The organism is Methanobrevibacter sp. V74, assembly GCF_963082495.1.
In the GTDB taxonomy this organism is placed as follows: Archaea; Methanobacteriota; Methanobacteria; order Methanobacteriales; family Methanobacteriaceae; genus Methanocatella.
In genome coordinates, this window is record NZ_CAUJAN010000003.1 from 170,924 (window position 1) to 196,770 (window position 25,847).

Annotated in this window: 29 protein-coding genes; 14 read left to right on the forward strand and 15 right to left on the reverse strand. The window is 29.8% G+C overall.

The annotated features are described in order from the left end of the window. Positions 1-261: 261 nt before the first annotated feature. The 4 genes from Q9969_RS05805 to Q9969_RS05820 form a co-directional block, all read right to left on the reverse strand. The gene (locus Q9969_RS05805) at positions 262-1,374 is read right to left on the reverse strand and encodes a type I restriction endonuclease (RefSeq protein WP_305555416.1); all 1,113 of its coding nucleotides are present in this window, start codon (positions 1,372-1,374) and stop codon (positions 262-264) included. Positions 1,375-1,600: 226 nt separating this feature from the next. Further along, positions 1,601-1,885 carry a GIY-YIG nuclease family protein gene (locus tag Q9969_RS05810; protein WP_342766062.1) on the reverse strand — a complete coding sequence of 95 codons (285 nt, stop codon included), beginning with the start codon at positions 1,883-1,885 and terminating at the stop codon, positions 1,601-1,603. A 458-nt stretch (positions 1,886-2,343) separates the two neighbouring features. Further along, on the reverse strand, positions 2,344-2,835 hold the full coding sequence (locus Q9969_RS05815; protein WP_305555419.1) for a DUF4411 family protein: 492 nt from the start codon (positions 2,833-2,835) through the stop codon (positions 2,344-2,346). A 6-nt stretch (positions 2,836-2,841) separates the two neighbouring features. After that, positions 2,842-3,996, reverse strand: coding sequence for an ImmA/IrrE family metallo-endopeptidase (locus Q9969_RS05820; protein ID WP_305555421.1), 1,155 nt, complete (start codon positions 3,994-3,996; stop codon positions 2,842-2,844). 494 nt (positions 3,997-4,490) lie between these two features. Here Q9969_RS05820 and Q9969_RS05825 point away from each other — a divergent pair, with 494 nt between their 5' ends. Next, positions 4,491-5,108, forward strand: coding sequence for a hypothetical protein (locus Q9969_RS05825; protein ID WP_305555424.1), 618 nt, complete (start codon positions 4,491-4,493; stop codon positions 5,106-5,108). 27 nt (positions 5,109-5,135) lie between these two features. Here the strand turns inward: Q9969_RS05825 and Q9969_RS05830 are convergent, their stop codons facing one another. Continuing rightward, entirely contained in the window at positions 5,136-6,509 is a 1,374-nt protein-coding gene (locus Q9969_RS05830; RefSeq protein ID WP_305555427.1) for a hypothetical protein, read from the reverse strand. Between the two features lie 71 nt (positions 6,510-6,580). After that, positions 6,581-7,804, reverse strand: a complete 1,224-nt coding sequence (gene glp / locus Q9969_RS05835; RefSeq protein ID WP_305555430.1) for a gephyrin-like molybdotransferase Glp — start codon at positions 7,802-7,804, stop codon at positions 6,581-6,583. Positions 7,805-7,918: 114 nt separating this feature from the next. On the opposite strand from glp, the gene eif1A reads away from it, so the two are divergent. Beyond that, positions 7,919-8,224, forward strand: coding sequence for a translation initiation factor eIF-1A (gene eif1A / locus Q9969_RS05840; RefSeq protein WP_305514446.1), 306 nt, complete (start codon positions 7,919-7,921; stop codon positions 8,222-8,224). 26 nt (positions 8,225-8,250) lie between these two features. Continuing rightward, positions 8,251-9,021, forward strand: coding sequence for a serine protein kinase RIO (locus Q9969_RS05845; protein WP_305514448.1), 771 nt, complete (start codon positions 8,251-8,253; stop codon positions 9,019-9,021). Between the two features lie 260 nt (positions 9,022-9,281). Here Q9969_RS05845 and Q9969_RS05850 read toward each other — a convergent pair whose 3' ends face one another. Then, positions 9,282-9,710, reverse strand: coding sequence for a hypothetical protein (locus Q9969_RS05850; RefSeq protein ID WP_305555433.1), 429 nt, complete (start codon positions 9,708-9,710; stop codon positions 9,282-9,284). A 73-nt stretch (positions 9,711-9,783) separates the two neighbouring features. Here Q9969_RS05850 and Q9969_RS05855 point away from each other — a divergent pair, with 73 nt between their 5' ends. After that, complete coding sequence (locus tag Q9969_RS05855; protein WP_305555436.1) at positions 9,784-9,969, forward strand: hypothetical protein; 186 nt, start codon at positions 9,784-9,786, stop codon at positions 9,967-9,969. Between the two features lie 73 nt (positions 9,970-10,042). Here the strand turns inward: Q9969_RS05855 and Q9969_RS05860 are convergent, their stop codons facing one another. Next, on the reverse strand, positions 10,043-10,525 hold the full coding sequence (locus tag Q9969_RS05860) for a helix-turn-helix domain-containing protein (protein ID WP_305555439.1): 483 nt from the start codon (positions 10,523-10,525) through the stop codon (positions 10,043-10,045). A 482-nt stretch (positions 10,526-11,007) separates the two neighbouring features. Here Q9969_RS05860 and Q9969_RS05865 point away from each other — a divergent pair, with 482 nt between their 5' ends. The 8 genes from Q9969_RS05865 to Q9969_RS05900 all read left to right on the forward strand — a co-directional run bounded on the left by Q9969_RS05865 (position 11,008) and on the right by Q9969_RS05900 (position 19,966). Further along, positions 11,008-11,625 (forward strand): KH domain-containing protein, encoded by a 618-nt coding sequence (locus tag Q9969_RS05865; RefSeq protein ID WP_305514599.1) that lies wholly within the window; start codon positions 11,008-11,010, stop codon positions 11,623-11,625. Between the two features lie 337 nt (positions 11,626-11,962). Further along, positions 11,963-13,669, forward strand: a complete 1,707-nt coding sequence (gene top6B, locus Q9969_RS05870) for a DNA topoisomerase VI subunit B (RefSeq protein WP_305555442.1) — start codon at positions 11,963-11,965, stop codon at positions 13,667-13,669. Between the two features lie 9 nt (positions 13,670-13,678). Further along, on the forward strand, positions 13,679-14,776 hold the full coding sequence (locus Q9969_RS05875) for a DNA topoisomerase IV subunit A (protein WP_305514597.1): 1,098 nt from the start codon (positions 13,679-13,681) through the stop codon (positions 14,774-14,776). A gap of 223 nt (positions 14,777-14,999) precedes the next feature. After that, on the forward strand, positions 15,000-15,272 hold the full coding sequence (locus tag Q9969_RS05880) for a metal-sensing transcriptional repressor (RefSeq protein WP_305514595.1): 273 nt from the start codon (positions 15,000-15,002) through the stop codon (positions 15,270-15,272). A 248-nt stretch (positions 15,273-15,520) separates the two neighbouring features. Further along, positions 15,521-17,194, forward strand: coding sequence for a cation-translocating P-type ATPase (locus Q9969_RS05885; RefSeq protein WP_305555445.1), 1,674 nt, complete (start codon positions 15,521-15,523; stop codon positions 17,192-17,194). A gap of 32 nt (positions 17,195-17,226) precedes the next feature. Beyond that, positions 17,227-17,430, forward strand: coding sequence for a heavy metal-associated domain-containing protein (locus Q9969_RS05890; protein ID WP_305514591.1), 204 nt, complete (start codon positions 17,227-17,229; stop codon positions 17,428-17,430). Positions 17,431-18,077: 647 nt separating this feature from the next. Then, positions 18,078-19,094 (forward strand): phosphorylating glyceraldehyde-3-phosphate dehydrogenase, encoded by a 1,017-nt coding sequence (locus Q9969_RS05895; protein ID WP_305555448.1) that lies wholly within the window; start codon positions 18,078-18,080, stop codon positions 19,092-19,094. A gap of 35 nt (positions 19,095-19,129) precedes the next feature. Beyond that, complete coding sequence (locus Q9969_RS05900) at positions 19,130-19,966, forward strand: TIM barrel protein (RefSeq protein ID WP_305555450.1); 837 nt, start codon at positions 19,130-19,132, stop codon at positions 19,964-19,966. Here Q9969_RS05900 and Q9969_RS05905 read toward each other — a convergent pair. The 4 genes from Q9969_RS05905 to Q9969_RS05920 form a co-directional block, all read right to left on the reverse strand. Next, entirely contained in the window at positions 19,963-20,472 is a 510-nt protein-coding gene (locus Q9969_RS05905; RefSeq protein WP_305514585.1) for a zinc ribbon domain-containing protein, read from the reverse strand. The two genes, Q9969_RS05900 and Q9969_RS05905, sit on opposite strands and share 4 nt — an antisense overlap. Positions 20,473-20,534: 62 nt before the next feature. Next, positions 20,535-20,801, reverse strand: coding sequence for a transcriptional regulator (locus tag Q9969_RS05910; RefSeq protein ID WP_305514583.1), 267 nt, complete (start codon positions 20,799-20,801; stop codon positions 20,535-20,537). A gap of 105 nt (positions 20,802-20,906) precedes the next feature. Continuing rightward, entirely contained in the window at positions 20,907-21,203 is a 297-nt protein-coding gene (locus Q9969_RS05915; RefSeq protein WP_305555452.1) for a hypothetical protein, read from the reverse strand. Then, the gene (locus Q9969_RS05920) at positions 21,170-21,670 is read right to left on the reverse strand and encodes a hypothetical protein (RefSeq protein ID WP_305514580.1); all 501 of its coding nucleotides are present in this window, start codon (positions 21,668-21,670) and stop codon (positions 21,170-21,172) included. Before Q9969_RS05920 ends, Q9969_RS05915 begins: the two co-directional genes overlap by 34 nt. A 79-nt stretch (positions 21,671-21,749) precedes the next feature. Between Q9969_RS05920 and Q9969_RS05925 the strand changes: the two genes are divergently transcribed. Beyond that, positions 21,750-22,871, forward strand: coding sequence for an AAA family ATPase (locus Q9969_RS05925; protein WP_305555455.1), 1,122 nt, complete (start codon positions 21,750-21,752; stop codon positions 22,869-22,871). Positions 22,872-22,875: 4 nt separating this feature from the next. Here the strand turns inward: Q9969_RS05925 and hemA are convergent, their stop codons facing one another. Genes hemA through Q9969_RS05940 form a run of 3 tightly spaced genes read right to left on the reverse strand, consistent with a single transcriptional unit; the run spans position 22,876 to position 25,179 of the window. Next, positions 22,876-24,075, reverse strand: a complete 1,200-nt coding sequence (gene hemA / locus Q9969_RS05930; protein ID WP_305555458.1) for a glutamyl-tRNA reductase — start codon at positions 24,073-24,075, stop codon at positions 22,876-22,878. Continuing rightward, the gene (locus tag Q9969_RS05935) at positions 24,072-24,692 is read right to left on the reverse strand and encodes a bifunctional precorrin-2 dehydrogenase/sirohydrochlorin ferrochelatase (protein ID WP_305555461.1); all 621 of its coding nucleotides are present in this window, start codon (positions 24,690-24,692) and stop codon (positions 24,072-24,074) included. The genes hemA and Q9969_RS05935 overlap by 4 nt, the downstream gene beginning before the upstream one ends. 1 nt (position 24,693) lies before the next feature. Beyond that, positions 24,694-25,179 carry a methanogenesis marker 9 domain-containing protein gene (locus Q9969_RS05940; protein WP_305555464.1) on the reverse strand — a complete coding sequence of 162 codons (486 nt, stop codon included), beginning with the start codon at positions 25,177-25,179 and terminating at the stop codon, positions 24,694-24,696. A 206-nt stretch (positions 25,180-25,385) separates the two neighbouring features. Between Q9969_RS05940 and Q9969_RS05945 the strand changes: the two genes are divergently transcribed. Then, positions 25,386-25,691 carry a hypothetical protein gene (locus Q9969_RS05945; protein ID WP_305555467.1) on the forward strand — a complete coding sequence of 102 codons (306 nt, stop codon included), beginning with the start codon at positions 25,386-25,388 and terminating at the stop codon, positions 25,689-25,691. Positions 25,692-25,847 lie beyond the last annotated feature (156 nt).

The window sequence follows — 25,847 nt, forward strand, 5'->3', positions numbered from 1 at the left end:
GCTTTCCGTTAGCGACTATTTTAAAATTTATCATATCTTGTTTAAAAGATAAACAAAAACTTAAATAGTATTTTGACCATAAATTATTATTGGTTACAGAATTCATTATATCCGTCCAAGGTATTCTGTTTTTAGTAACCGATGTAGGGGTGAGGAATTGCCGTTCCTAAGACCCCCTACGTTATTGTTACAATCATTAACTTTGTTTTTCAAATTATTTATATTCTTTTATTCAAAAAAAATAAGAATGAAAGATTATTGTTAATTTTCATCTTTAATCTTAATGTATTTCTTTATAATGTTTAAAATTCTTTCTTTATAATTATAAACATCTGATATCTTAATTATATCTATCTTATCTCCTTTTTTAGTTCCATAATCATAAGTTTCAATTTTATCAAATAATTCAATTCTTAAATTATTAAGATTATTGAAATGGAATCTAGCAATTGGGTAATATTGATTATCATCAAATAAGATATTACAATAAGACTGTCTATCCCTAATTGCTATCCTATCACAATCAGTTATTTCAGTTGCAATTGATCTAATAATGTAAAAACCTTCTAATTCTTTATCAGTTGTGATAATTTTAGGTTTATCTTCAACAGTTTCCTCAATTTCTTCTAAAGTAGATTGAGTGGATTCTTCAAGTTTATCATTATTTGTTACTGCATCAACTAATCTTTTTTCAACTTTTTCATTAAGTATTTCAGTATTAACAGATATAATTAATGAAGTGAATTTCTCTTTAATAGCAGGGGTTAAAATTCCCTCATAAACTTGCTTACCAATAACTTTAACAAAATCCTCTGAAGGATTTTCTAATTCTTGTATTAAAGTTTTTTTAATTAAATTACGATATTTCAAATCATCTGCTCGATTAACAACATCATCAATATTAAATTCACTTTTAATAAATTTTTCCAGTTCTTTAATATCATTTTTTGTTAAATTTAACAAATCAATATCTAAAAATGGTTTATCGGCCATTCTGTTATTATCATCTCCAGTAGTGAAAAATTTATATTCTAATCCATTAGTTAATATTCCGATTTGAATATCTGTTATACTGAAGTATCGATATAATTGCGAAATATAATCTGCAGTTAGCGGATTGTTGACTTGTTTACATTCAATAAATATTACTGGATTGTTATCTTCTATTATTGCAATGTCTACTTTTTCTCCTTGTTTTGTTCCAACATCTGCGGTGTATTCTGCTCTTACTTCAGCAGGATTAGCAGTATCATAACCCATTAATTTTAAAAATGGTATTATTAATGCTAGTTTTGTGGTTTCTTCACTATCTATATGTTCTAATTTTGTGTTTATTTCTTTTGAGAATTCTTTTATTTTATTTTCGAATGACATTTTAAATCCCATTTATTTTGAGTTAATAATAGATTATTTAATTTTGAATATATAAACTTTATTATTTGATTAAATTAAACAATGTTTAACCAGTTCAATACAAATATATTAATTTGTACAGTCAAAAAAATAAAACACCGGTGTTTTAAAATCTAGTGTTTAACAAAAAATAGTAAAAGATAGCAAACTGTACAACGTAATAAAATAAAAAGAATAGTTAAAAAACTTAACTATTCCTTTTCTCGATTTTCAAAGTATCAAAGTATTCTTCAGCATCAGGATGCTCAATAAAACTATGAACTTGACCTTTATTCTCTTCAACAATCTGTTTAACATCATCAATACTAATACGGAAGAATTCTTTTCTCATGTTAATTTTATTAACCCTTTTATCATTAAATCTTTCATGTAATTCTGATTCTAATTCATAAAAGTATGTAAAAAAGAATAGTTCTTTTTTATATTTTTTTGTAAAAAGTAGTGATATTTGTTTATAGCCCCAGCTATGGATTGTAAACTTCGCTTTCCGTTAGCGACTATTTTAATTAAGTTTAAATAGTATTTTGACCATAAATAATAAATGGTTACGAAAATCATTTCATCCTCGTAGGTGTTCTGTTTTTTTAGTAACCTGTGTTTGTAAGTGTGCGAGGAGCGGTCACTCCAACGACCACACTTCACAACACGAATGTTACAATATACTTTTTTGTTTTTTCAGATATTTATAATATTTTATATATTACTCCCTATCCTATTTTTTTCATATATGGATCATTAATCCAAAATATGTAGGTGTTGTTTTATTATTAGTCTAATTAAATATTTAAAGGTTTTTATTTATTTATTTTAAACATTGTTTAGTTTTTTTAATTAAAAATTTGAAAGTAAACCATGTATTTTTCAAAATTTCTATAAACAATCACACAACAAAAACTGTATAAAATTAGAAAAGTGTACAAAAAATATGGATTATAACCGAATATTATTTTCTACAAAAAATTCTTTTAAAGTAACATGTTTTACCCCTAATTCATCACAAACATGAGGAATATTATGATCTTTATCTACAGATTCATTTGTAATTACAATTGCATCATGTTTCCACCCATATGCAATTAACCATGGATCTGCAACAGTACTTGCATAATTCCCCCATTCATTTTCAAGGGTTCTACCATTGCCAAATTCTTCTTTATAAATTGATAGTTTTTCAATTAATTGAATACATTCATGTTCTCCATTAATTAATTCTTTGAAAAATATTCCATTAGCTCTTGAATCAATATCCAACCAATGTTCCCTAATTCTTTTAGCCTTTAATTCTTCTTTAACTTCATTAATTGAAACAAGAACTCCCTCTTCAATTAACTCATCAATTTTATCCCAAAAACTATCAAAAACTTCTGGAAAATAATGGTCATGAGCAATAATTAAATAGTTAGTATCAATAACATACACCATTGAAAATCACCCATGAATATCCAAATCAAGTTTATTAATATTATCTAATGAAGTATCCAAATACCTCATTGCTTGAGTTGCAGTAATAACATTATTTTCATATGCATTTAAAATTAATTTAGTGAACGGAGTGCCATCTTGTTTTCTTTTTAGTATAGGTATCGGAATATGAGGTTTGTTTTTCTTTTTTTTCTCTAAATCATTTTTTCTTTTTTGTTGATTATCTATTTCAAGTTGATTAATCCAATCATTTTTTAATTCATTATTAATTAGTTCACTATCATATAACTTATAAACAATGCTTTGTTTACTAACACCATAAAAATTAGAAAGATTAGCAACTTTTAAAACGTGCTTGTTTTTAGTAAATAATTCTAAACTTTTTAATGTTTCTTTAGGAATTAGTATTTCCGCAGCTACTTTATTGCAAAATATTTCCTTCATATTATACTTATCAACATCACAAATAGCACTTTCCCCTCTGATTAGATGAGCCAATTCATGCATTAATGTAAAAATCCTCCGATTATGATAATTTTTACCATTTAATAAAATTATTGGACAAGTATGATAATATAAAGAGCAACCACTAATTTCTGATTCAGGAATATCTTTAGTTTCAAAGACTAAAATTCCCATATTAAAAAATATTTCTTTCCAATGGTTCAAAAAACTATTATGAGTACTATCTCTATTCCCATTACTATTAAAAATCCATTTTTTTTGAGTTTCAAAACTTACATTTAATAAATTTCTAATATACTGACCTAATTTAATGTAATTTTGTTCATTAGAAACATATTGGCTGAAATTTGGAATCTCCATATTCATATCCTCATGGATTTTAATATATGCATCACGCCTAGATTTTGCTTTTCTTATCTCTAATCTTAATGCAGGACTATATTCTTCAATTTTTGCATCTGATCTAAATTCAATTAAATCTTCATCTTCTTTCGGAGGTTGTGAAAGAAAATAAAAGAAAGAAGGTCTTTTGTATTTCCTCGCCATATTTCTTAAATCTGCCCATGTAGGTTTATCCTGACCAGATTCCCACTTTTCAGCATCTTTTAAATAATCTGGCAATTCATCTAATGTAAATCCTGCATTCTCTCTTGCCCACTTAATCATTATAGGATTTGCATCAACTTTAGCAGCCATTTTGATCATCACATATTTTTCATATTAATCTGGATTATAGTTTATAATTATTAAATTAGAAATCATCATATTAGTTTATATGTTTATTTAGTTAGTTTTTATGTTTTCAGACATATATAAAATTATAGTACTTTTCAAATGACCTATTAATATATGGTGTCCGCCAAAAATCTAAAATTAATTTTTGAAACTGATTAAAAATACTTCAATTCAAAAACAAAGAAAAATTTGCATCAAAAAAAAATTACTTTTGGTGGACACTCATAAACAAAAAAAAATAGAATCAATCAACTTTAAATAAATAATAAATTTTCTAAACTGTTAATAATCATATCAATACAATTAAATATTAACTTATTAGATAATTTAAATGAACACACAGTTTTTGGACATGATCATGAGGGAGAATATAATACATTAGTATTCTTGACCATTTTCTCAATAAAGTTCATTACTTCAGTTATAAAAATAAATTTTTGAATATTGATTTCAATATGCTCCCTGAAAATAAGGTTTATTACGGGCAATTAAATTATGGTCCTTTTGGAACAGAACATAATGTGGTGGATGCAACAACGAATGAATTAACTGAAAAGAAAATTACTTTAAATGATAGTGTATTAACGCCATATTACTTCTATTTTCAATTATTTGAAAATAGGAAAGATGCATTACTAATCTTGGAAACAAAAAGTGCTTCTGGAATCAAGGTCATTTTTGAAAAATGGTTAAATCACTTTTTAACTGAAATTGGATGTATTCATTTTAAATTTAAAATTGAATCATTTATTCCTAAAGAAATGCTAGATAAATTTAGCGAAGAAGGTCATGTTAGAAAGATACGTTATTTATCTTATCAGTTACCTAAAGATTCTCTTAAAATTTTTGATGATTATGAACCTGATGAAGGATATGCGGAATATATTGTAAGTATTAAAAAAGGAAAATCCAAAAAGCATCAAGAATTCCTTAAAAAAATATTTTCAAATGATGAAAATTCATCAAAAGAATTGATGAAAAATATTGATTTCCCTGCAGATGATATTAAACTAGAATTAGAACTTGAAGAAGACAAACGAACATTCACTATAGGGAATATTTCAAAGACATAATTTTAGTTATTTTTTTGATTAAAATTTTCATTTTTTTCTTGCAAATAAATTAAAGATATCATCATCACTTAATTTGTCAACATCATTAAATAAACTTTCAATTTTTGATAGTCTTTCTTCCATGTTCTCTGCTTGAGCTTCTTTTTCTTTAACTTCTTTTTCTAAAGTAGTGATCTTTTCCTCCATTTCTTTACGGATTTCACTTGTGTAAACTTTGACTTCAGTATTTTCAAGACTTAAATCTTCAATTGCGGATAAATATGCTTCTTTTATTTCCGCAACATCAAGCTTTATATAACTATCATCAGTTTTTAAAGGTGAAGTATGACCTTCCATCAAAGTACATATCCGCAAATTTCCACAGTTTCTAGCAATTGTTGTTTGGAAAAATTTCCGTAAAGCATGAGCATGGAATTTTGGGATTTTTTCTATTTCTTTTTCTCTATCTTCAGAGGAGATTTCACCATTCTTAATAACTTCATCAATTTTAGCAATACGCCATTTTCTCAATTTCCTATTCTTCCTAGTAAATACATCAGCTACAGATTGGACTTGCATAGGGCCTTTGAAATATTTCCTTTTATTCCCAAATAATGAATCAGATTTAGACATTTTTAAATCCAATCCTTTTTTCTTATTGATATATGGCAGGTATTCATTTTTTATTTTACGTAAGTTTTGAATGATTAAATTACATGTTTCAGGTCCAATACCGGTTATACAGGATACATTAAATCTTTTTGTTTTATGTGGAGTTAGTTCCAGGATGCATATCATATCTTCAGGTGCATTGTCAATAAATTCATCCACATCAACAAAGTTATGATAATCTATTGTTCCTTGCATAAACATACCTATATCAAGTTGTAATGCGTCTGTTAATCTTAATCCGCTATCTTTTAATGTGCTGATTAATGTTTTATGTACAATGAATGAATCCTCCATTACAAATTTAATATCTTCCTTTTCTAGCAAATTCCATTTTGAAGGAGTTCTTTTCATATTTGTTTTTGGATATTGTACTGAGTAATATTTTAGAAAAGTTTTGATATGATCCAAATCTGCAACAATAGTGTTAGTAGTGTTTCCTCTATTTCTGCAGAAATCAATGTAGCCATCGAAGTATTTTTTTATTAAGGAATTTGGACTGTTTATGTCGAATTTGGTTATTCTTTTTTCTATTATTTGATTCCCTTCTTCATCGGTTCCGTGACTGATGATTTTTTCAGTTACTATTGATTGTTGATTTTTACAGTTGTTCACTATATCTTCTAATGTGGTGTTTAATGCCTGTGTAAATTTCCGTAATGTTTTGTAATAGTTTGCTTTACTTGACTTGCTGAAGTCTTTAGAATTTATGAAGTTAGTGTAGTAAATATCTTCGGTTATTTTATATGTCATGATGGTTTCACCTATATTATATTTTAGGTGGTTAAGATATTTAAATTTTAACTAACTTCGACTTTGTAGTGTTATTTAAATAAATAAACTTCTACTTCTTCTCCTTCATCAACAAGTTCAACCAGTTTTGGAATTTTCACATACCCATCAGCTGTGGACAATGAAAATATTGCACCCGAATCTTTAAATATTGGTTGTATATTATCTCCATCGACTTTAACTAATTGGTATTGCATCCTTCCAACTTGTGAGTGGATTCTTTTAGTGATTTTACCTTTAACAACATTTAATTCAAAGTCCTTATCAATTCCAGCCAATTTTGTTAAAGGTTCAGCTACAAATGCATTAAAGATCATCAATGCTGAAACTGGATTGCCCGGTAGCCCCATAACAATTTTGCCGTCAATAACCCCTACAATAGTTGGTTTTCCCGGTTGAACAGATATTCCATGAATGTAAACTTCACCTAATTCATCAAGCACATGTTTTAAAACATCACCTAAACCAGCAGAAGTTCCTCCAGAACAGAACAAAATATCAACTTCTTTTAGAGACTCCACTATCTTTTCTTTTACTTCATCATAGTTGTCCCTCATAACTCCTAAAAAATGTGCATCGGAACCGCAGGAAATTGCATCGTTTTTAATCATTCCGCCATTTACATCATAAATTTTACCATATTCCAGTCTCTCTCCTTGAAGAGTAATTTCGTTTCCAGATGAAAGTATGCCCACACTAGGTTTTTTATAAACTTCAATTGTTTCAAATCCTTGTGAAAGTAAAACTCCGATTTTGCCCGGATTTAAGAAATCCCCTTTCTCAAGGATTAATTTAGATTCCCCAATATCAGATCCTTTTTTAGCAACCTCTTGGCTAGGAGTCGCAGTGGTCAATAAATTAACTTTACCATCCATTTTTTCCGCATATTCTACCATAACAACTGCATCGGCACCTTCAGGCATTGCAGCACCAGTGCTGATTTCAATACATTTGCCTTTTTCGACTTTCTTATCAGTTGTCGCCCCAGCTTCTAAAAAGTCAATAACTTCCAAAGTATTTGGTGATTCTTCAGATGCGCCAAAACTGTCACTGGAAATGATTGCAAAACCATCCTTCAAAGCTTTGTCAAATGGAGGGAAATCCATTTTAGAATAAACGTCTTCAAATAATATCCTGCCATAAGTTTCATCAACAGAGACTTCCTCACTTTCTGCTTTTAAATTCTCATCAAATAATTTTTGAATAATGTCAATAGCTTCATCACATTCTTTAATTTTTAAAAATTCCGTTCCCATAATAACCACTAAAATAGTAAAATCCAATAAATTAATATATAGTATATTAATATAAATATAAATAACTTAATCTTATCGATAGAAGTACATTATTATAATATTGGAGGAGAGTATTTGTCAAAACCGAATAATAACCAACAACAAGAATATAGAAGAGTAAGAACTCCTAAAAAAGGTGAAATACCTGGAATAGTTGAGCAAATCATGGGACACGGAAAATTAAAAGTCCGTTGTTCTGATGGAAATATTAGAATGACCAGAATTCCTGGAAAAATGAAGAAACGTATTTGGATTCGTGAAGGAGATGTTATTCTAGTTAAACCGTGGGATTTCCAATCTGATGAAAAAGCAGATGTTATCTGGAGATACACAAAAACCGAGTCCAACTGGCTTGAAAGAAAAGGCTACTTAAAAATGTAGTCTTTTCACCTATTTTTTTGATTTTAATGGATTCAAAAATAGCTAAAGCAGATGCAAAACATGAAAAAATTCATTCCGAAAAAAGAAGAAAGGATAATTCTGAGAGAAAAACCGGAAATGAAATTTTTGATAAAATTACATTAGAAACACTATACAAATTAGCTAATCAAGGCCATATTGATATTTTAAATGGTGCTATAAGTACGGGTAAAGAAGCTAATGTGCTTACGGGCATAACTGATGATGAAAAATTTGTTGCAGTTAAAATTTATAGAATTGCAACCTCTGATTTTAAAAAAATGGATTATTATCTTAAATGCGATCCGAGATTTAATGTCAAAACTAAAAATAAAAGAAAAATCATCTATTCTTGGGTTACAAAAGAGTTTAAAAACTTAACAAGATTATATAATGCAGGAGTTAATGTTCCAAAACCAATAACCTGTGCAAATAATGTTTTATTAATTGAATTTATTGGAGATAAAAAAGGCAATCCCGCCCAACCTGTTAAAAACCAACCCCCACAAAATCCAGACGAATTTTGGAATATTTTACTTGTTGAATTAAAACGATTTGTAAATGATGCAAAACTAGTACATGGTGATTTATCAAATTATAATATCTTAAATTTAGATGAAAAACCTGTAATCATTGATGTTTCACAATCAGTAGTGTTAGATAACCCAATTTCAAAAGAATTACTTGAAAGAGACATTAAAACACTTGTAAGAGAATATAAGAAGATTGGTGTTGAAACTAGTTTTGAGGAAGTTTGGGAATATGTTAACCCTTACTGAAAGATGTTTTACTTAGAATGAAAAATACTTTTCAACTGCTCTCTCGGGAGTGTCCGATTTGGTACTGATTTTTAATTTTTTCTTATTTTTCTTTTTTTAGAGTTAAATTTCATTTTGAGGGAATTTAATGATTTATAATTTGATTTTATTCTTGGGCACTTTCAAAAACTTGTTTGATTTAAATATTTGCAAGTTTTTTATTAAAAACTTTTTCTTAATATTTGGAGTTATTTTTATAATTTAAAGATAATTATAGTTAATTACCAAATTTTTGGTATAAATGTTTCGAGCCATTTGTCATGAACTTTTGTTTCAGAAATCGATTCATTATACGTTTCTATTGTTAAATCTCGCAGAAATTCTTTTGATTCAAGATAATAATGTTTTATTTTTCTTTTTATTTGTCTCCATATTTTTTTGATGAATGCAGACTTGTGGACGCTATAATTATCTAGAATTAAACATATTCTTTGTTCGGTTTGCATTTTTGTTATTATGTCTTCTTTTTGTAACAGATTTAAAGTTATTTTTCGTCTTATTTCTCTTCTTTTTTTCACATTGTTGAGTGATTCTCTATTGCAGTGTTTTTCAATGATTCTAGCGATTGTTGAGGTGGTATTGTCCTTATATTTTTCTAATGTTTTTAAAATTTTTTCTGCGAAAACTTCATTATCTTTGTTGTTTTTCATTAATATTTTATCTATATCTTCATCAGTTAGATTAACATCGAATATTATTTTATTTAATATTTTTACTGTATTTTTGTTGTTTGTATTTGCTATTCTTAATTCTAGAAGTGCTATTGTAATTTCTGGTGCTGTTGATGAATTTGTGATTGTGATGGTCGAATTTCCATTTATTGTTAGTGATCCAATGGCGTTGATTTTGAATTTGTATGGATTTACAGTTTGTGTGTGTTTGGTTCCTTTTTTATATAGTGATTTTTGAGTGTAGGGTTCATTTTGGAATGATGCTTCATCAAATAAGACTATAATATCGTTTGTTGTTACGTTATGTTCTTCTAAGTTTTTTTTAACTGTTCTTCAGCATCTTCAGGGGATTTTGAAAATTTAGGATATGCTTTGCTGTAATTGTATCCTAATTTCTTTACAATTTTTCCTATTTGTTTTAAACTGTAATCTACATTAAATTTTTCATTAACAAGAAGATGTACATCTTTCATTGACATATTTGGTGTTTTTTCAATGATTTTGTCTAATTCAATTAGTTGATCATAAGTTAATTTTGATGGCCTTCCACCACCAAAAGAAGGTTTTAAACCTTCCAATCCTTCAGATTCACATGTTTTAATCCATCTGTGAACTGTTTGATAGGATTTTCCTAGAATATTCGCAGCATCAGTTATTGTATTGCCTTCACTAACAATTTTAACAGCAATCAATCTTTGATAATACCTATGATAAGCCACATAATTGCTGATTTCCTCATCTAATGCGGTTTTAGTCATTTTATTAAAAACATCAATTTTAGATTTTCCAGACATATTTTATAATTTGTCAGTCATCTATAATAAAAGTTTGGTTAGTAACTATAATCAGTTATTTTGAAAAATTTAAATGAATAGATTAATCGAAAAAATTAGTTATCACACAAGTTTTTGAAAGAGTCTATTCTTGATTTAAAATAATTTTTAAATTACTTTCAAAAGCATTTAATATAATATTGCAAATATTTTACTACGAAATATTAAGCTCCAAATGTCTTTCAATTATACTATTGAATTTTTCCATAAATATATGTCCACTATCCAGTTAGTATTGACTTTAAGTGAGAAGCTGTAATTTCTATTACTCCAAATAATGATGCATCATGAAAAAGCATAAAATCAATAACAGTTCTTGCATTAATTAACTATAAAAATAGAAAAAAGCATAATAGATATGGTGAGAACACTATTTTAACAAAAGATTTAAACATTTAAAATGCAATAAATATTACTAATTCTAATTAAAAAAGGTGAAAAATATGCCAGAAACTGATTATTTAAAAATACCACAAAACAGAATAGGGGCATTAATAGGAAGCAATGGCAATATTAAAAAATCCATTGAAAAAGCAACTGGAACCATCCTAGATATTGATAGTGATGAAGGCACAGTTCATATTACGCCAAAAGAGGATATAGAAGATCCATTAGGAGTTTGGAATGCAAACCATATCGTTAAAGCAGTAGGACGTGGATTTAATCCAGAAGTGGCGCTTAAACTTGTTAGCGATGAGGTATATTTAGAAGTACTTAGTCTGCCATTGTATATTGGCAAATCTAAAAAAGCCCTTGCAAGACATAAAGGTAGAATTATTGGAAAAGATGGAAAAACACGTGAAATAATCATGGAAATGACCGAGGTCGATATGGCAATTCAGGGTAAAACCGTTTCACTTATTGGAGAAATGGACAATATCATGGTTGCAAAAGAAGCTGTTGAAATGATTTTGAATGGTTCTAGACATAAAACCGTTTATGGATTTTTAGAGCACAAAAAAGAAACATTAAAAATGAAAGAGTTCAAAGATCTTGTTGGAATTGAAGATGACAAAATTGAATTTAAAGACAACATTGACTTTGATGAAAAAGATTTTTAGGAGTTTTATTCTCCTAACTCATTTTTATAATTTAACAAAAATTAGAAGCTAATTGTTTCTTATCAAATAAATATTACAACATCACATCAATTTTAATAACATATCTATATAAAAATTATTTCAATACTTAAAAGATTTTATATACTTTAACCGACATATATAGATAACATAGTACAAATACTATATTTTCCACATGTTTTTAAATTATTATTTTACCAGAAATTTAAGCAATCTAGATAGGGCAATGAATAAATATTACTTTTCAAATGCTCTCTCACTTTATTTAAATATAGTAAGCTAATAACTTTAAACATGTAATTTATAAGGAGGAAAAATTTTGGCTCAACAACAATTAGGATTAGATTGGGAAGAAGACTTTCAAAGATTGACTCCATCTGAATTCTTTAGAAAAAACAAACAGATGCTGGGATTTACTGGTAAAATCCGTTCATTAACCATTGTATTCCACGAATTGATTACAAACAGTTTTGATGCATGTGAAGAATCTGAAATATTGCCCGATATTGACATCGAATTAAAACGCATTGATAAGGAACATTATGTTTTGAGACATAAAGATAATGGACCCGGAATTCCTGAAGACTATGTAATGCAAGTGTATTGTATGATGTTTGCAGGATCCAAATTCAGAAACATACAATCTAGAGGACAGCAAGGTTTAGGTTGTAGTGGTTGTGTACTCTTATCCCAAATGACAACAGGTAAACCTGCTCATGTAATTTCATGTTACAAAGATGGAGATGAAATTAAAGGAGTGAAAATGAAATTCCAAATGGATGTTAAAAACAACCGTGGAATTTTAATGGAAAGAGAAGATTTCCCTGCAGAATCAACTGGAGTATGTATCGAATTACAATTTAAAGATGTTTCATACTCACTTGCAGAACAAGGTGCTTTTGAATATATCCGAAGAACCATGATTGGTAACCCTCATGCGAAAATCACATTCAGAGATCCTTCTGGACACAAATACATCTTTAAAAGAGCAGCGGATGTTGTGCCGGTGCAACCAAAAGAAGTATTACCTCACCCTAAAGGCGTAAGTGCTGATGATTTAGTGGAAATGGCTCAAAATACAGACAGTAGAAGATATAAAAGCATGCTAACTTCTTCAATGTCAAGAATGTCCAATAAAAGAGTAGATGAAATTGCTGAGATAACTAGAATTGACATGAACAAACGTCCGAAAGCAATGACATTCCAAGAGGCAGAAGCCATTGTTCACTGCTTTAAGAAAATGAAATTCATGGCTCCTCCAACAGACGGACTTATACCAATCGGATCTGAACAGATTGAAAAAGGTATGAAGCAAATTCTTAAACCTGAATTTGTAACAACCATAACCCGAAAACCAGTCACATATGCAGGCGGTGTTTCATTTATTATTGAAGCGGGTTTGGCTTATGGTGGAGATGCTGGAAGAGTGGTTAATGAAAAAAGAAAATCTGAAATTATGAGATTCGCTAACAGAGTTCCATTAACCTTTGATGCAGGAAGCTGTGCCATTACAGAAGCTCTTAAAAGTATTGATTGGAAACGTTACGGTTTAAAAGATATGGATAACACTCCATTAACCTTATTTGTCAATATTATTTCAACTCAAGTACCTTACCTTTCAACAGGTAAACAAAGCGTATCACCTGAACCTGAAATCGTTCACGAAATCCGACAGGCAACTATGAAATTAGCTCGTAAATTACAAAAACACTTAAGAGCTAAAAGAGCCGCTAAAGAAAAAGAAAAACGTTCAAAAGTATTTGAAGAATACGTGCCAGTTATTATTGAAGAAGCCGCAAAACTTGGTGAAACTGGAGTGCCTGAATACCACGAAGTACTTGCAAAAGTAACCAAAAGAGCTCTTGCAGAGTTGTTTGGTGAAAAAGTTGAAGAAGAAGATGAAGAAGAAGAACTTGATGCAATCATCATGGAAGAGCTTGATGAAAGAGGCCATGTAGTTAGTGAAGGAGAATCCACATTAGATGGCTTCCAAGAAGATGATGTTGAAGATGGTTTTGAAGATTAGGTGATTTAAATGACTGAAGTTGAAGAAAAAGGAAAATCCCATAGGGAAAAAAGAAAAGAATACACCTATAACAAATTAAAAGGGTTAGGTCAGGAAATTATTGAAGAAATTGAGAAGAATAAAGTCCCTAATCTCAGAGTTCCATCCAGAGGTACTGGAAATATTGTTTATGATGATGCTAAAAGATATTACGTATTAGGTGACAGATACGGTAGAAGATCACTTGGTAATGTAAAACAAATCAGAAAATTAGGACAAATGGTTTATGTAGCTAATTTCTGTAAAGATTTAGTAGCAAGAGAAAAAACCGCAACAATCAGGGAGATGTATTATGTTTCCGAAGGTTGGGGAATAAGTTTTAAAACACAACAGGAATCCAACATTGTAGGAGAAGACTTAGAAGTAACTCTCGGTACTACCCGTGAAGATTTAGGTTTAATGCCAGAAGAAGACGGTGCATCTGTTTATGGAGACATAACTCTCTTTGATGAAGTAGAGCTTAATGCCGCAAATGTTGGAAAATCCGGCTATACAATATCACCGACAATTGACCAAGTAGAATTCTTAGATTGTAATGTAGATAAAGTATTGGCCGTGGAAACCATGGGAATGTTTCACAGATTAGTGCAAGAAAATGCTCATAAAAGATTTAATACATTGATTGTAGGGCTTAAAGGACAAGCTGCCCGTGCTACAAGAAGATTTATTAAAAGAGTAAATACTGAGTTAGGTTTACCTGTATATATCTGTAACGACGGAGACCCTTGGGGATTCCACATTGCACAGGTTATTATTTCTGGAAGTGCAAAATTAGCTCACGTTAATCATGACCTCGCAACTCCTGATGCTAAATTCATTGGAGTAACTGCATCTGATATTATCAATTATGACTTACCAACCGATAAACTCAAAGATGTTGATGTTATGAGACTCAAAGAGCTTGCTAAAGACCCAAGGTATAAAGGTGACTTCTGGCAAACAGAAATCAAAAAGATGCTTAAAATTGGTAAAAAAGCAGAACAGCAATCTTTCTCAAAATATGGTCTTGAATATGTAGTAGATACATATTTCCCGGCTAAATTTGAGGAAATGGAAAATCAGGCTTAAGCTGAAATTTTCCTCCTTTTTAATTTTTTTAAATAATTTTTTCCAAAGACGAATATCCTCTAAATTTAATTTTATACTATTTCTATTAATCATTTCATCCATAAATCAAATTAAGAACATTAAAATTAAAGAAAATGGAAAAATCATAATGCAAACTTTAGGCGAACAAAATATTTATATACTAAAAAAATCTTATACCCCAATAAGTATAGGATGTGATATTTTGAAACAATGTATGGATATTGACAATTTACATAGAAGAATTAAAAAAATCATTGGCCAGTTAAATGCTATTGATCGTATGATTGAAGAAGATATTCCATGTGAACAAATTTTAATGCAAATAAATGCATCAAAATCAGCATTACATAAAGTAGGATACATCATTGTTGAAGGACACCTTGAAAATTGTGTTAAACAAGCTATTGAAGATAAAGATTCAGATGAAGCCATTGGAGATATTTCTTCAATTTTAGAATACTACTCCCGAATTTAATTTTTTTTAAAATAAATATATACCCTACGGGGTATACCTATACTAATGGAGCTGTTTAATATGAACCTTACAGAAGATAAAAAAAAGAGATATTAATCATAATAATATCCACAATTAGTGTAATTGCAAGTTTCATACTATCTCTCGATTATATTTCATGGATTGCAGTTATATTATGTGGAATACCCCTATTTAAAGACTGCATTGAAGGATTAATCGCTGAATTTGACATAAAAGCAGATTTGCTTGTGAATATAGCCATTATTGCATCAATAATAATTGGTGAAATATTTGCAGCAGGAGAAATTGCGACAATTATGACTATTGGAGAATTTTTAGAAGAGTATACAGTATCAAAAGCACAAGGAAGAATTAAAAAACTTGTAAAAATGACTCCTCAAGTTGCAACAAGAATTAGAAATGGAATTGAAGAAAAAATTGATGTAAAAGAAGTAGAAATTGGAGATATTCTTAAAGTGCTTCCAGGAGAAAGTATCCCAACTGATGGAATCATCATAAGTGGTGAAACATCAATCGATCAATCAACATTAACAGGAGAATCATTGCCTGTTGATAAAAAAGCAAATGATGAAGTTTACAGTGGATGTATCAACCTTTATGGATCATTTACAATGAAAACCACTAAAGTAAGTGAAGATAGTTCACTTCAAAAATTAATTAAATTAGTTGAATCATCCTCTCCCGAGAATTCAAAAATCGTAAGACAAGCAGACAAATGGGCAACGATGATTGTTGTAATAGCTTTTTCAGCAGCGATCTTGACTTATTTATCCACATTTGAAATAATCAGATCAGTGACAATATTAGTAGTATTCTGTCCATGTGCATTAGTTCTTGCAACACCGACTGCCATTATGGCTTCTATTGGAAATTTAACAAAATACGGCATTTTAGTAAAAGATGGTCAATCAATAGAAGAATTATCCTGTGTAGATGAGTTAATATTTGACAAAACCGGAACTTTAACACATGGCACTCCTGAAGTTATAGATATCATATCCGATAATCCCAATGAAATGATGTATCTTTTGACTTCCCTTGAATCAAAATCAGAACATCCACTAGCAAGAGCTATTGTTAAACAGTACAATAGTTCTGGATCAGCAGAAGTTAATGACTTTAAAATGCATATTGGAATGGGAGTCACCGGAACAATCAACAACTCAAAAATAACTGCAGGAAATAGAAAACTTCTCAGTAGCGAAAATATTCCATTAAAATATGACAAAGAGCCAGAAAACAGCGAAATAGAAATATTTGTAGCCAAAGATAGAGAAATTATTGGAAAAGTACTTCTTGCAGATACACTTCGCGAAACTTCAAAACAAACAATTAAAAAGCTTAAAAGATTGAAAGTCAGAACAACATTACTTACAGGAGATAATGAAACAACTGCAAAAGAGATTGCAAATCAAGTTAAACTCAGAAATGTAAAAGTGAACTGTTTACCTGAAGACAAAACAGAATATATTAAACAGGAACAATTAAAAGGAAATAAAGTTGCTATGATTGGAGATGGAGTTAATGATGCGCCATCACTTAAAAAAGCAAATGTTGGAATAGCCATGGGGAAAATCGGAAGTGATGTTAGTATTGAAACTGCAAATATTGCACTGATTAATGACAATATTGATGATATCCCCCATTTAATTGGAATTGCTCGCAAAACAATAAAAACCATTAATCTAAGTATCGGTTTTGCTCTAACATTGAACATTATTGCAATGGCACTGGCTATTTTAGGATGGTTAAATCCGATTGAAGGAGCATTAATTCACAACATTGGTTCGGTTATTGTAATTATTTATTCATCTACATTAACCAACTATGAATTATCATATAAAGATTATAAAGTTAAAAAATTAGGCACAACTAAACATTTAAATAAATCAAATACTTAAATGTTAACTATAAATAATAAGGTGAATTTCATATGAGTGAAAAAGAAATTAAAGTAGTGGGCATGCACTGCCCATCATGTGTAAATGCTGTTGAATTATCTTTAAAAGATGTTGATGGAATTGAAGATGCTAAAGCAGATTTAGATTCCGGCATTACCACAATTACAATGTCTGATGATGTGAGTGATTCAGAAATTAGCGATGCTGTTGAAGAGGCAGGTTTCAAAGTAGAATAATCTCTACTTACTTTTTCTTTTTGTGCGACAAACAATTATCTTTTAAATTTTGTCATATGGACTCATTTTCTTTTTTTGAGAGTCTTATGTTAGACGTGTCGGTGCAATGGGAGAACCTAAACTCAGGTCGCATCTGACAGAGGATAAACCTGATAAGTCTAGAATTGTCCCTAATTATTTGTTTACTAATCCGGAAACTGGTTCTCAGTTACTTAGGATGAGCTGGTTTTGCTAAATTACCATTGAAGTATGTAACTGCTCCGTATAATCGTGAGTATTGGGACCATATTTAGAAAATAAAGTTCAAAGCTGTTTGAAGTGTTTATATTGATAGATTCATATATTATCTGCTTCAGATAACTAATATACTTGAGCCGACTTGTTTGAAAACAGATACGGACAGTTCTGGAGGATGAGTGAGTAATCACTCCAACTTATCAGACCATTAATAAAATTTTTAAAATTCCGACATTTAACAATAGTTTTAAATTTAGATAACCCCCACATAACCTACACACCAAATTCCTATCATTTGTTGAACTTTAATAATTAATCCTATTAAGTCAAATATCAAATTTTAAATAAGTCAAATAACAAAATATAACCCATATAATAAATTTAATATTATAAAAGAAAAAGGGATGAAAATGAAAACTGTTGCAATTAATGGTTATGGAACCATCGGTAAAAGAGTGGCTGATGCTGTAGCTGCTCAAGACGACATGAAAGTAATTGGTGTAAGTAAAACTAGACCAAACTATGAAGCAAGAACTGCTGTTGAAGAAAAAGGATATCCACTATACATCGGAATTCCAGAAAGAGAACAATTGTTTAAAGATGCTGGAATTGAAATAGCCGGTACCGTTGAAGATATGATTCAAGAAGCAGATGTAGTTGTTGATTGTACCCCTGGAAGTATTGGACCGCAAAACCTTGAAATGTATAAAAAAGCAGGTGTTAAAGCGATTTATCAAGGTGGAGAAGACCATGAGCTAACAGGCCTTTCATTTAATGCTATTTCTAATTATGATGATTCCTATGGTGCAGATTACACCCGAGTAGTTTCATGTAACACCACAGGATTAACTCGTACATTATCTACAATTGATCCTATTGCAGATATCAAAAAAGTAAGAGCAGTAATGGTGAGAAGAGGATCGGATCCTTCTGAAATCAAAAAAGGACCTATCAATTCAATTGTTCCAAATCCACCGAAAGTGCCTTCACACCACGGCCCTGATGTAAAAACCGTCATGAAAGGTATTGATGTAACAACTATGGCATTACTCGTGCCAACTACTTTAATGCACCAGCACAACATTATGGTTGAAATTAACAATGATGTTGAAACTGAAGATGTTGTTGAAGCATTAGAAAAACGTTCTAGAGTAATAGTTGTATCTGCTGAAGAAGGTTTAGGCTCAACCGCTGAGTTAATGGAATACGCTAAAGAATTCGGAAGAAATAGAAACGATTTATATGAAATTCCGGTTTGGAGAGAATCTGTTAATGTAGTGGATAACGAATTGTTCTACATGCAAGCAGTACATCAAGAATCCGATGTAATACCTGAAAATATTGATGCAATTCGTGCACTTTTAGAAATTGAAAGCAATAACGAAAAATCAATTGATAAAACTAACAAAACTATGGGAATCTTCTAATTCTCCTCTTTTTTATTATTTTTTAATCGATTTAAATGAAACATGAAGTGCTTTTTGGACCTGCGGGAAGTCCTATAAATTATAAAGGAGCAGGATATAAAGCTCCAAGCTACATTCAAGAAGAAGGCCTAGATTCTTATGAATACCAATCACCATACGGCGTTAGGATTGGTGAAGACTCTGCAAATACTCTTAAAAAAGAATCTAAAAAACATGATATTTTAGTTTCCATGCACGCACCATATTACATTAATTTATGTGCAAAAGAAGAATCGAAACTTGAAAAAAGTATTGGGCATTTAATCGCAGCTGCCCGTGTGGGAGAATGGATGGGCGCATATCGTTTAGTATTTCACCCAGGAGCTTATTTGAATAGAAAACCTCAAAAAGCTATGGAAATATCCAAAAATACTGTTAATAGATTATTCGAAGAACTTGAAAGCGAAGGCATTAAAGAATTTACATTCGCTCCCGAAACTACAGGCAAGCGTACACAGCTTGGAAATGTTTCAGAAGTGGTTGAATTATGTGCAACATTTGACAATTTTGAACCAACAATTGATTTTGCACATGTTCATGCACGTGGTCGTGGATTTTTAAATAAAAAAGAAGATTACAATTGCATTTTCTCAACAATTGAAGACAACTTGGATATTGACATATTGCATTGCCACTTCACAACAATTGAATATGGTCATGGAGGGGAAGTGAAACATCACACATTAGCTGAAAGTGATGAATATGGTCCGAATATCGAAGATTTACTTTCTAATTTAATTGATAATGGTTGGAGAGCAAATATTATTTGTGAAACCCCTGAAAGAGACCTTGATGCTTTAAAAATGAAAAAATTGTACGAAAATATGATTTAATAATCCTTTACAGAATCAATTAAATCATCCATTTCATTAAATAAATTATTTATATCCTCATTATCTTTTTTATTGGAACTTAATTGAATTACAAGTTCATTTATTAAATCTTCCATTTTATCAACAAAAGCATTTAATGTTTTTATTTTATTTTCAATTTCACCATCAACAAAACTGTTTTCATCCAATTCCATCATTCTATGGGCAATGATTACTTGATTTGTAAAAAGTTGATTAGATTTGGTAATGGAAGATGTGAATTTAGAATAAGACATATGTGTAGGATCAAATAATTTTTCAACTAATTCGCTGGCTTTAGATTGTTTTGAATTATAATCATTTTCAATTTCATCAATTCTGGATTTGTATTTAGAAAGAGCTTTAACAGCATGGGGTTTATAGTATTGATAAACTTTTTTACCGCATTGGGAACAAAAATGTTGATTTGGAACTAATCTAGCTCCACAGTAAATACAGAAATGATTATGATTATCTTCAAAACTCATAAATTAATATTTGTATGATTGTATTTAATATATTTTAACTAAAAAAAATATGTGATAGAGGTTTAATCCTCTTTAAAATAACTAGCAATTATTTGACCTTTACTAGTTAATCTATATATTCTATTTCTACGCTTTTCCTCGTTTATGCATTCTGCAATATCCCTATCTTTTAAATCTCTTAAAATATTAGAAATATGTGTTATTCGAATGCCAGAATCTTTTGCTATTTGAGTGGGAGTTTTATTTTCATCCATTAATTCTTTTAATGCTTTAGTTCTGTATGATGAAATTCTTATAAAAGCAACTAATTTTAATATTTCGTCATCCATAATAACACCAATAAATAATGTTTAAATTAAACAATATTTAAAGTTATATACAATATAAATAAACACAATAACAATTAAGTAACATCCATTAACATGTGCCAGATACTATACCTTTTTTAAATGTAAAACAACAATTTCGGATTCAGTTTCCCACCTCATTGGAGCATCCATAGAACCTACCCCAGTAGTCACATGGAGATATTTGCCCAATCTATTTTCAAATAATCCCTTAGTATATTTAAACATTAAATTTCCAAACCAAACTACAGGATAGAATTGCCCTCCATGAGTATGACCAGATAATTGAATATCAAATCCTAATGAAGAAAATTCCTTCCAATAATAAGGAACATGATAATTGAGAATATTCACCTTATTGGGATTAATCCATGATTTATCCATTTTTGGAACGGATTTATCAGTGAAACTACATCTGACAAATGTACAATGTCAATGTCTCTTTTCAAATTATCTAATTTTATAGTTTTTTCATGGATGACCAAATTATGAGCTTTCCAATAAGTATAAACCCCTAAGATAGGTACAATAGACAATAAACTTATAATTAAACTTACAGACAACGTTATAAAACTTCCAATGAAATAAATTATCAAAATATCCATAAAAAACATTAAAGACACCCACATCCAAATTCCATCTAATGTTGTTAGAAACCTAGTTATTTTTCTTGATTTTCTAGTTTCAAATAACATAGGCATGAAATGATTCAATCCAATTAAAATTGTCATTGCCAATGAATAAATATCATTTAGCCCTCCAATTAATAAAAATACATATTTAAGTAAGAAAAACTCAAATAACATGTAAAATTGAGTTATAACCAATACTCTTTTTGTTCTAAAACTCATTAAATTAATATATTACAACAACTATTTAAATAATTAAAGCTAATCTTTGATTATATATAAAAAACTTGGAGGTGATTATTTGAAAAGTGACAGTAAACAACTAGAAATTAAAACAAATAACCAAAAAACATCGAAAATAGAAAATGAAAATAAAGATTGTGCAGAATTAGTTGTTATTAAACCTGTAGGATATCCCTTTGATTTTACATTAATGGATGAAAATATAGAAATTACAAACACCGGCCTATTTGAAGAATATGCTCGAGAGCAATGGCTGGGTTTAGTTGTTAAAGAAAACGCTTTTTTATTTGATCAAAAAATAATTCCTGATTACGGTTTTGAAATTATAAGTGCAAAACCTGACAATTCCATAATTTCAGAAAAAACTAAAATTAAAATCATTACTGATGAAATAGAAAAGACTACTGACAATAAAGTTAACTCGAATATCGCACTTGATGATATTGTTGGTCAGGACAATGCGAAATCAAAAGTTAAAGTTATAACAAAATATTTGGAAAATCCTGAAAGTTTTGGACCTTGGGCTCCAAAAAATATTTTATTTTACGGACTTCCAGGTACCGGCAAAACAATGCTTGTCAAAGCACTTGCCAATGAGCTTGACATTCCGCTATATTTAGTTAAAGCTACTTCATTAATCGGCGAACATGTTGGAGATGCAGCATCAAAAATCCAAGAATTATTTAAAAAGGCATCGGAAAATGCACCTGCAATAATATTTATTGATGAAATTGATGCTATTGCACTTCATAGATCATTTCAAGCTTTGAGAGGAGACGTTAGTGAAATTGTCAACTCTCTTTTAACAGAAATGGATGGAATTGAGGAAAATAAAGCAGTTATAACTATCGGCGCCACAAATAATCAGAATAGCTTAGATTTAGCAGTGCGCAGTAGATTTGAAGAAGAAATTGAATTCAAACTTCCAGAAGACAACGAAAGACTAAGCATTATAGAAAATAACCTTAAAACAATGCCATTAAAACATGATTTAGATTTAGATAAAATTGTCAAACTTACCAAAGGATTATCTGGCAGAGATATAAAAGAAAGAATATTAAAAACAGCAATGCACAATGCCATCTCAAATGATTCGGAAACAATCACCATTGAAAATATAAATTATGCTTTGAATTCTTCTAAAATTAAAAATAATGATGTTAAAGGAATGTTTGAATGAAAGTTCAATCATTCTTAAAAATATATTGTGCCACATCCAAAATATCTTGATTATCATCTTTTGCAGCTTGTTTAATATTTTTAGAAATATCAAAAAATATTTTATTGACTATAGAATTTGTTAAATTATCAAGTATTTTGACACTACCCTCTATATCGACCAACTTCGCAGATGCTTTTTGAGTTTCACGTTGTCTTATATCTTCCATAGATGCTCTTAAAGTACCAAGCATTTCATCAACTTCCATCATTTTAAACGATTCTTGAAGTAAAATGAACTCATCATTGATGATGTTTTCAGCTTCTCCAAATTCATTAATTCTGAGTTGAGTATTTTCATCGGCAATTTCACGTAAATCATCAATATTGAACAATTTAACACCTAATTCACAAACATCCTCAGAAATATCCCTCGGATTTGCAATATCCACAATCATCAAATTCTCATAATCCATATCAATGTCTAAAAGACGTTTTTTAGTGATAATTGGGTGTGGAGCACTAGTGGCACTAATTACCAAATCCGCACTAGCTAAATACTTTTCTAAATCGGTGAAAAGAATAGCTTGTCCACCCAAATCCCTTGCCAGATTGACTGCAACATAAAATGTACGGTTAGCAACAAAAATAGCCTGTAAATTTTTTTCTGCCAATGCCTTTGCAACTAATTTACCCATTTTACCTGCGCCAATAACCAGAACAGACTTGTCATCCAAGTTGCCAATATGCTTTTCAGCCAAATTGATTGCAGCAGAACCTATTGAAACAGCGCCTTTATTAATATTGGTTTTATTCCTAACAACTTGCCCCACATGAATGGCTTTTGTAAAAATGGCATCAAGAGACTTTCCACAATGGTGATTTTTACAAGCTTTGTGCTTTGCATCTTTAACTTGGCCTAAAATTTGGTCTTCACCAACAATCATTGATTCCAAACCAGAAGTCATTCTAAGCAAATGCATTACAGCAGATTGGCCATAATCAATTATAATATTCTGATTTTTATGAGACAATAATTTTTCATCTTCAGGTATGAAATCACTATTAATATAATATTCCTTCCTGTTACATGTAGAAATTTCAATATACTCGCTAATTAAATATTTTTCTTGTAATTGCCAAAATAACTCGTCAATATCTTTTGCAATATTTTCCATTGATTGAATATCTGCAATTTTATGGTCAACTCTCAAATTAAGTATCAATATAATCCCCTTATTAAATTATCAATATAATCCTTTGCCTCATCAATTTGGCGATTTTTAATAAAATCATTTACCTCATCATCTTCAAAAATCCGGTAAATATATTTTCTTCTCTCTTTTTGATTTTCAACTACATCCTTTAATTTTAATCGAACATAATCTTGAAGTTCAATCTCTAAAAGATCCTCTTCACTAATAATTGACTGAATCTTTTTCCGCAATTGACGAGCCATTAATGGACTTTTTCCATTAGTAAAAATAGATATTTCAACATTACCAATACTGAAGCTTGTAGGAACAATAATATTTCCGCCATATGGATAATCAGCACGATTAATTAATTTATCCTGTGAAATTTTTGAAACATAATTAGATAACTCTTTATCCCCACTTGCAACAACAACTAAATCTGCCCATTGAACCAATTCATCAACTTCATCAGTTGAACATAAAATAGCTCCCTTACTTTCCAAATCATCAGCTAAATTGTTTCCAGCTAATTTAACATTAGCCCCATGGTCTAAAAATTTATTTGCCCTCCTTGTTGCAACTTCACCAGTCCCTAAAATAAAAACATTTAAGGCATCAGTTTTTAAATAAAGAGCAGTCCAATCCATTTCAATCAGCAACATCCTCAAGAGATTTCGCATGCAATACTTTTACAGCAGCTCTTAAATCATTATTACAGTCAGTTAAAACATTCATCGCTTCAAGTTTAGACACATTAAATGTTTCAGCTAAAACTTCAGCTCTTTCATCTGGATTGGGTTTTTGAACACCAATTAATCTTTCAGACAATTCTTTTTTCAAGTCCAGATACTCATCATGAGACATTCCCATATTCCTTAAAGTCATGTCCCTTAATGGACAAGGTTTAGATGGTTTACAACACCAAACAAGTGATCCAAAACAAGTTCCTGCACCTTCACCTAATCTAGTTTCTTTTCCAAATTGAATTTTAATATCAACATACTCCTGCGGAGTTAAATTAACTTCCTGCAACGCATTTAAAATTGGACATGGCTTAACTGGCGGACAACAAAAAGCAAGTCCCCTTACATCTCCTCCTCTACAAATGTGAGATGGTGCATCTTCCCAAGTCATAATAATCCTCCAAAATAATTTTCGTTTCTCATTAAATAATTAAAATATTAATATAAATTATTTGAGCTCTGAATATATAATCTTTTTTATGAAGGATGCTCTTTCAAAAACATGAAATAAAAAGATCCAAAATAAATTGAAAAAAATTCTACCAACTAAGTATTTGACAGTTTAACATACAATAAATTGTGAATTAACAGTAATAGATGAAACAGGACATACAATTGACAGACCAGACCATTATTACGCAAAATAAGGGAAGATGCAGAAAAAACTACATTAAAAACCATATTGCAATTGATATCGACACAAGAATAATCTTAAATTGCTCGGCAAATCGAGATTCAAAATACAACACACAATTAGCAATGCCATCAATAAGACAATTAAAACCATACTTCCCCAATTATATATTAGCAAATAAAGCTTATGATTCAAAATTCATGAAAAAATGTATAAATCAAGAATTGAGACTATTCGACAAGATACGATTAAAAAATATGAGAAAATAGAGCATTACAGACCAAATATTGTTGCAATATTCTGACACGACATATATGCACAAAGAATGAACATGAAAACCATAATATATAAAATAATACAGTAGAGGAAACTATAGTAGAAGCACAACACTTCAAAATAAAGAAACAAAACTTAAAGAGGTATTA

What these genes read in the sequence shown, in the direction of transcription:
- Q9969_RS05825 (WP_305555424.1), top strand. Translation starts at nt 4,491, where the DNA reads ATGCTCCCTGAAAATAAGGTTTATTACGGGCAATTAAATTATGGTCCT.
- Q9969_RS05820 (WP_305555421.1), bottom strand. Translation starts at nt 3,996, where the DNA reads ATGGCTGCTAAAGTTGATGCAAATCCTATAATGATTAAGTGGGCAAGA.
- Q9969_RS05860 (WP_305555439.1), bottom strand. Translation starts at nt 10,525, where the DNA reads ATGTCTGGAAAATCTAAAATTGATGTTTTTAATAAAATGACTAAAACC.
- Q9969_RS05915 (WP_305555452.1), bottom strand. Translation starts at nt 21,203, where the DNA reads ATGGATAAATCATGGATTAATCCCAATAAGGTGAATATTCTCAATTAT.
- Q9969_RS05850 (WP_305555433.1), bottom strand. Translation starts at nt 9,710, where the DNA reads ATGAAAAACAACAAAGATAATGAAGTTTTCGCAGAAAAAATTTTAAAA.
- Q9969_RS05830 (WP_305555427.1), bottom strand. Translation starts at nt 6,509, where the DNA reads ATGACATATAAAATAACCGAAGATATTTACTACACTAACTTCATAAAT.
- Q9969_RS05935 (WP_305555461.1), bottom strand. Translation starts at nt 24,692, where the DNA reads ATGGATTGGACTGCTCTTTATTTAAAAACTGATGCCTTAAATGTTTTT.
- Q9969_RS05900 (WP_305555450.1), top strand. Translation starts at nt 19,130, where the DNA reads ATGAAACATGAAGTGCTTTTTGGACCTGCGGGAAGTCCTATAAATTAT.
- Q9969_RS05875 (WP_305514597.1), top strand. Translation starts at nt 13,679, where the DNA reads ATGACTGAAGTTGAAGAAAAAGGAAAATCCCATAGGGAAAAAAGAAAA.
- Q9969_RS05895 (WP_305555448.1), top strand. Translation starts at nt 18,078, where the DNA reads ATGAAAACTGTTGCAATTAATGGTTATGGAACCATCGGTAAAAGAGTG.
- Q9969_RS05890 (WP_305514591.1), top strand. Translation starts at nt 17,227, where the DNA reads ATGAGTGAAAAAGAAATTAAAGTAGTGGGCATGCACTGCCCATCATGT.
- Q9969_RS05905 (WP_305514585.1), bottom strand. Translation starts at nt 20,472, where the DNA reads ATGAGTTTTGAAGATAATCATAATCATTTCTGTATTTACTGTGGAGCT.
- Q9969_RS05845 (WP_305514448.1), top strand. Translation starts at nt 8,251, where the DNA reads ATGGATTCAAAAATAGCTAAAGCAGATGCAAAACATGAAAAAATTCAT.
- glp (WP_305555430.1), bottom strand. Translation starts at nt 7,804, where the DNA reads ATGGGAACGGAATTTTTAAAAATTAAAGAATGTGATGAAGCTATTGAC.
- Q9969_RS05910 (WP_305514583.1), bottom strand. Translation starts at nt 20,801, where the DNA reads ATGGATGACGAAATATTAAAATTAGTTGCTTTTATAAGAATTTCATCA.
- Q9969_RS05865 (WP_305514599.1), top strand. Translation starts at nt 11,008, where the DNA reads ATGCCAGAAACTGATTATTTAAAAATACCACAAAACAGAATAGGGGCA.
- Q9969_RS05945 (WP_305555467.1), top strand. Translation starts at nt 25,386, where the DNA reads ATGAAACAGGACATACAATTGACAGACCAGACCATTATTACGCAAAAT.
- Q9969_RS05920 (WP_305514580.1), bottom strand. Translation starts at nt 21,670, where the DNA reads ATGAGTTTTAGAACAAAAAGAGTATTGGTTATAACTCAATTTTACATG.
- Q9969_RS05815 (WP_305555419.1), bottom strand. Translation starts at nt 2,835, where the DNA reads ATGGTGTATGTTATTGATACTAACTATTTAATTATTGCTCATGACCAT.
- Q9969_RS05940 (WP_305555464.1), bottom strand. Translation starts at nt 25,179, where the DNA reads ATGACTTGGGAAGATGCACCATCTCACATTTGTAGAGGAGGAGATGTA.
- Q9969_RS05805 (WP_305555416.1), bottom strand. Translation starts at nt 1,374, where the DNA reads ATGTCATTCGAAAATAAAATAAAAGAATTCTCAAAAGAAATAAACACA.